Consider the following 5,939-nt stretch of genomic DNA (forward strand, 5'->3'; position numbering starts at 1 on the left):
ATGGGAGTCATTTCTTTTTTCATTGGATTCATCATTTCAGCCTGGCTGATCGGAGAAAAATTTTATGCCCGTTTTTATCATACTAAAATTCCAAGAGATATTGTTGACAAGCCGCTTTTTTATATCGCCCTGATGCTTGTTGTTATTGGTGTTGTCCTGTTTCTGGCCGGATTTATCGGGGAACTCTTTGCCAGATATTCTGCTTCAAAAAATGAATACCTTGTTTCAGACAGACTAAATGTTTGACCTCTCATCTTCACGGAAATCTTAACTTTGCATCTCGAAAATTTTGCCTCTCTAGCTCAGCGGTAGAGCAGCTGATTCGTAATCAGCAGGTCGCCAGTTCGAATCTGGTGGGAGGCTCACCTTTTTAATATATCCTTACAACAAATGAAAAATTTAAATTCAAAAGTATTTATCCTCCTGCCTTTATTGTTTTTCTCTGCTTTCTCACTTATAAAAGCTGAAAATCTTGAATTCCCTACTCCCTATCAAACCCTTGAAACTCACCTGAAAAATCTTGAACAGGACAACTATCATCCTGAATTGGCAGCAAAATCTATTTTTCCTGTCTCCGATGATGTCGAAAAGCTAAAATACCTTGCCATCTCACTGAAACAGATTTATGATGCAAAAGGTTTTGTTGTCAAATGGTCTGCAATTCCACAGGATAGCAATTACCGTGATTCAGCTACCGGGAAAAACCGCTATTATCCCATTCCATCCTTACCTGAAATATATCTCGAAAAAACTAATGGCAACTGGTTTTATTCAAAAGAAACTGCTGAACTGATTCCAAAAATTCATGCATCAGTATTTCGATTCAATACCGATAAAATCCTCCGTATTTTACCGAAAATAGGCTCCAATAAATTTCTCGGAGTTTTTGTCTGGCAACTTTATGGTATAATCGCCCTCATTTTCATCAGCTATCTGGTTTTCCTCATTTTCCGCTTCTTGCTTGGTTTCTTTGTTTTTAGGATTCTCATTCATTTTGTACCTAAAGAAACCAGTAAAAAGTTTATCAAACCGCTTTCCAGGCCATTGGGAATTCTCATTTCTGTTATTTTCTTCCTTATTTTTCTGCCTGTCATTCAGTTTGATGCCTCAGTCAATAGTAAACTGATAGTAGTAGCAAAAGTGTTGATTTCAATTTTTGCCATGGTGCTTTGCTATAAACTTGTTGACCTGCTGAGTGCCGTCATGATGAAGGCTGCTCAAAAAACAGAAAGTACACTGGATGATCAGCTTGTTCCGCTTATCAGCAAAACCCTGAAAGTGGTCGTCATTATCATTGGCATCTTGTTTATTCTTCAGAATTTTCACTTCAAAATCACAGCACTTCTTGCCGGGATTTCCCTTGGAGGACTTGCCATTGCCCTTGCCGCACAGGATTCTCTTAAAAACTTTTTCGGCTCCCTGCTGATTTTTGTTGACAAACCTTTTCAGATTGGCGACTGGATCATCTCGAATGATGTCAATGGTACTGTTGAAGAAATTGGGTTCCGCTCTACCAGAATCCGCACTATGGAAAACTCTCTGATAAGCATTCCTAATGGTAAACTGGCTGATCAACCCATCGACAACATGGGACTTAGAGTATTCAGACGCTATAAAACCACTCTTTCAGTTACCTACGACACTCCACCTTTTAAAATAAATAACTTTATCGAGGGACTAAAACAGCTTGCTCTTTCTCATCCACAGGTTCGTAAGGATTTATACATTATTCAGCTTTCAGAACTTGCAGATTATTCAATTAATATCCTTTTCCAGATTTACATCATAGCCCCTGACTATCAGTCTGAAATGAAATACCGGCATGAGATTTTGATGGCTGTTCTGAAACTTGCTGAAGAACTGAATATCAGATGGGCTTTCCCTACCCAAACGCTTTTTGTTGAAGAATTCCCTGGTCAGGCATCGCTGACACCCCAACATTCTGAAAATGAGCAGAATCAAAGAAAAAAAATTCCGCAGATTGTCAGCTCACTGAAAAAATCATTTAGCTCAGAGCCAAAAAAAGATAAAATGAATGCCCAGGCCGATGTTGAGGTTCAGAAAAATAAGCAGGAAGATGTTCAACCTTCGCAGTCAAGACAGATTATTAATAAAAAGGGGAAAGAACTCCTTCCGGAAGAAATATTCGAAGAAGCAGTTTTATTAAAAATTAAACCTGAAGTTTTACTGGCTCTGGTCAATCTTGAAAAAAAATCACCTGCCTTCCTGCCTGACGGAAAACCGGGAATCATCTTTCAGGGACACAGATTCTGGAAAGAATTGAAAAAAAGGAATATAGACCCTGTACCATTATCTGAAAAATATCCTGAAATTGTTTACCCAAACTATAACCGTAAGTTTATTTTACGTGGTGAGAAAGAATATGACCGACTGGAAAAAGCAAAATTGATTCATAAAGAAGCTGCTTACCTTTCAACCCAATGGGGAATGTTCAATCTTGATGGATATAGCTTCAAGGAATGTGGCTTTAACTCTGTTAATGAAATGGTTCATCAGTTTTATAAAACCGAGAAAGAACAATTTATCGCATTCCTGAATTATCTGAAAGCCAGGCAGGCCATTGATGTTATTCGTAAATCGGACTGGCTTTCGTATGGGAAAAAAGTTCACGGTAAAAACTTTAACAGTGAGAAATTCATCAGGAAAATGGAAGAAAAGATGAATGAACTGAAAGAGTAGATTAAAACTTAATTATTTTAAAACTTTCCGTTCCCTGCCCGGACATGATTCTCACCAGATAAATTCCATCCTGCCATGAAGTGCTCTCAATGCTTATCTCTCCACAGAAGTTACCGGGGATCAATTTATCAAAACACATTTTCCCGGTTAAATCATATACCATAATCTCAGCATCCTCAGGTAAAGGATAATGAATGTTAACCATCAGATTATTATCAAAAGGATTACTCACATCAATCATAAAATCAGTGCCTGATTTCTCTATTCCGGTAAAACACAATTGATTGACCAGAATATCCAATGGCATTTCAGCACCACCATTAACACTGTTCCATGAAACACTTTTCGTCCCGATAAAAGATAAAATGTCATTGACAACAAGGTTGGCATTCTGCACATCAGGATTAATAGTCTTTTCATTGCAACCGGAACTACCGGAGAAGTTGGTTTTAACCAGATAACCGTCATAAAAAGAATCGGAATGAAAAGAAAAAGTGCTAGCACCAATCATAATTTTCTCATAATCTGCCAGATATGATGAATTATTAGGCACCATTTCGTCTTTTGAACCTCCATACACCTTAAAAAAATTCAACTGACCATCAGCCGAAAAATTTGATAAAAAGATATCCCTGTCACCTGAGCCATAACTAAAGGTATTTCCCGGAAGAAAAATACCATTTTCATCAGTTATCAAAACATCAACAAAATAATCATCTTTGTTAGCCTTAATAACCTTCTGCCATGAAATGGTAAATGTATTATCCGTCTTAATAACAACATTATCTTTCCCGGTTAATGAATTTAAGGTATATCCGGCAAGATAAAAATTGCCAAGTGGATCTTCTTTAGCAGAATAGCAATAATCTTCATTGCTCGTTCCAATAACCTTCCCCAATCCAAGATTACCGTTTTCATTGATCTTAAGAATAAGAAAGTCATGTTTTCCCACGCTGAAAGAATAGCAAATACCCCACATTAAAAACATATTGTCGCTTGTTTTACTAAGATTATAGCAGAGTTCATTCTGATTCCCACCATATTGTTTAATCCATAAAATATCCCCAACCGCAGAAATTTTCAAAGCTGCTACGTCCCATAAGCCGAATGAATTAGATTGTGTTTGGGCAAGAGCCATATAACTCCCATCAGAAAGTTCGATAATACCCCTTCCGATTTCTTCCTTTGAGCCACCATATGCTTTGCTCCAGACAAGACTGCCTGAAGCATTAGTTTTAACAATAAATACATCTCCCCCGCTGCCATAACTACTTGTACTCCCAATTAAAATATAACCTCCATCATTGGTTTGCTGAAGAGAATAACCGTCCTCATCACCGTCTCCTCCATAGGTTTTTGCCCATTTTAGATTTCCTGCCATATCGAACTTAGCTAAAAACATGTCCTTTTTCCCTTTTCCGGAGCTGTTCGTATATCCAATGGCAGCCGTTCCTTTATCTGAAGTCTGAATAATTTGTCTTACAAACTCTTCTCCTGAAACTAAGCCAAAATATTTCTGATAAATATTTTGAGAATAAAGATTCATGACTGCCATTAACCAAAGTGAAAAAATCAAAAAAGTTTTCCTCATAACGATTTGATTTTTAATTAATAATAAATTTTCCTGCCAGGACATTTGAGCCCGAAATGATTTGATAAATATATATTCCTGTGGGTAGGCTATCAAACGTAACTGGAATTTCCTGATTCAGGCCAGAGGAAAATTTGATTGAAAGCAACATCTTACCTTGCAAATCAAAAAATTTAATCTCCAATGCTTCAAATAATTCTCTACCAGGTCGAAGGATAATTGAGTTATCAGAAGAATTTAAAAGAGTAAAGCTGATATTATTTGTAAGTTCTTCCTTTATTCCGGTAAAGCAAATTGAATTTAACGAAAAATCAACTGAGTCTCCCGATCCCTTACTAAAAACATTCCATGAATTGCTTTTAATACCAATGTTCTGCATAATATCTTTAGCCTGAAGATTAACGTTGTTCAATGTAATTTTAAAAGAGTCTTCATAACATCCTGAATTTCCATAATAATCAGTTTTAATCAGATAACCATCCATATTATTAGATCTGAAAGGTTGAACCTGTTTAAACGAAGTCGTTACAGCGGCAATAATTATATTATCATAATCAGCAAATATGGAAGACCTGTTGGCTACATTGTCGTCATTTAGACCACCATATGTTTTAAAAAAACTTAACTGTCCGTATTTTGAGAATTTTGCGAGAAAAACATCCCTGTCGCCATGACCATAGCTATAGGTCATTCCGGGAATAAAAACTTCACCTTGTGCTGTAGGCATTACATTTACTATATATTCATCTTTGATGCCTCCAAAACTCTTTTGCCAGATAATTTTAAAATTCGAATCGGTTTTAATGAAAGTATTATCTTTTCCGGTATTACCCGTAATACTAAATCCCCCGATGCCAATATCACCATTTTCATCCTGTACTGCAGAATAGGCATAATCATCCCCTGATTGCCCGTAAACCATACATTTTAAAAGAGTTCCATCAGGTTTGACTTTTAGCAAAAACATGTCATGTTTCCCAAAACCATAGGAATAGGTAATTCCAGCCAACAAAAAATTTCCATCATTTGTTCTCCTGAAATTATAACAAAGCTCATTCTGGGTTCCACCGTAGAGTTTTGACCAGATTACCTTCCCTGATTTGTCAATCATTGTCAGGCATATATCCATAAGCCCAAATGAATTTGATGTTGTCTCGCTGAGCAGAAGATATGAATTGTCAGGTAATTCATAAATGTCTCTTCCCAGGTCATGTCCATTTCCGCTATATATTTTGTTCCACTCAACTATTCCTTTTTGGTCTGTTTTTATAACAAATACATCGTCATCACCAGTTCCATAACTATTTGATGTTCCTGTAAAAATATATCCACCATCAGTTGTTTGAACAATTGTAAATCCATCGTCATCGCCATTTCCGCCATAAGTCTTTGTCCATTCAAGATTGTCAGCATTACTAAACTTAGAGATAAAAATATCTTTCAATCCATTTGAGGAATGAGTTGTATAACCAATCACAATAAATCCTTTATCATTGGTCGGACTGATATTCCTGACAAAATCATTCCCAGCAGAGCCGAAATGACGCTGAAATATATTCTGACCATACAAATTCATCAGAAATGTCATCAGAATTAAGGTAAAAAAATGCTTTTTCTTCATGTTTTTTTTTAGTTAAGTCTCCCTATA

The 5,939-nt window shown here is 36.4% G+C and carries 4 protein-coding genes and 1 tRNA gene; 3 read left to right on the forward strand and 2 right to left on the reverse strand.

Annotated features, from left to right (window positions below):
* The 3 genes from GX437_09900 to GX437_09910 all read left to right on the forward strand — a co-directional run.
* Window positions 1-246 (forward strand): glycosyltransferase (locus GX437_09900; GenBank protein ID NLJ07970.1); only part of this gene is annotated, 246 nt, incomplete at its 5' end.
* Window positions 247-291: 45 nt separating this feature from the next.
* Window positions 292-363: transfer RNA gene (locus GX437_09905), tRNA-Thr, on the forward strand.
* A 27-nt stretch (window positions 364-390) separates the two neighbouring features.
* Entirely contained in the window at window positions 391-2,700 is a 2,310-nt protein-coding gene (locus tag GX437_09910; protein ID NLJ07971.1) for a mechanosensitive ion channel, read from the forward strand.
* A 1-nt stretch (window position 2,701) separates the two neighbouring features.
* Here the strand turns inward: GX437_09910 and GX437_09915 are convergent, their stop codons facing one another.
* Together GX437_09915 and GX437_09920 are read right to left on the reverse strand one after the other, a co-directional pair.
* Window positions 2,702-4,291, reverse strand: a complete 1,590-nt coding sequence (locus GX437_09915) for a T9SS type A sorting domain-containing protein (protein ID NLJ07972.1) — start codon at window positions 4,289-4,291, stop codon at window positions 2,702-2,704.
* Window positions 4,292-4,304: 13 nt separating this feature from the next.
* Window positions 4,305-5,912: a T9SS type A sorting domain-containing protein gene (locus GX437_09920; GenBank protein NLJ07973.1), complete on the reverse strand. Its 1,608-nt coding sequence runs from the start codon at window positions 5,910-5,912 to the stop codon at window positions 4,305-4,307.
* Between the last annotated feature and the right edge of the window lie 27 nt (window positions 5,913-5,939).

This window comes from Sphingobacteriales bacterium, from assembly GCA_012517435.1.
Taxonomy (GTDB): Bacteria; Bacteroidota; Bacteroidia; order CAILMK01; family JAAYUY01; genus JAAYUY01.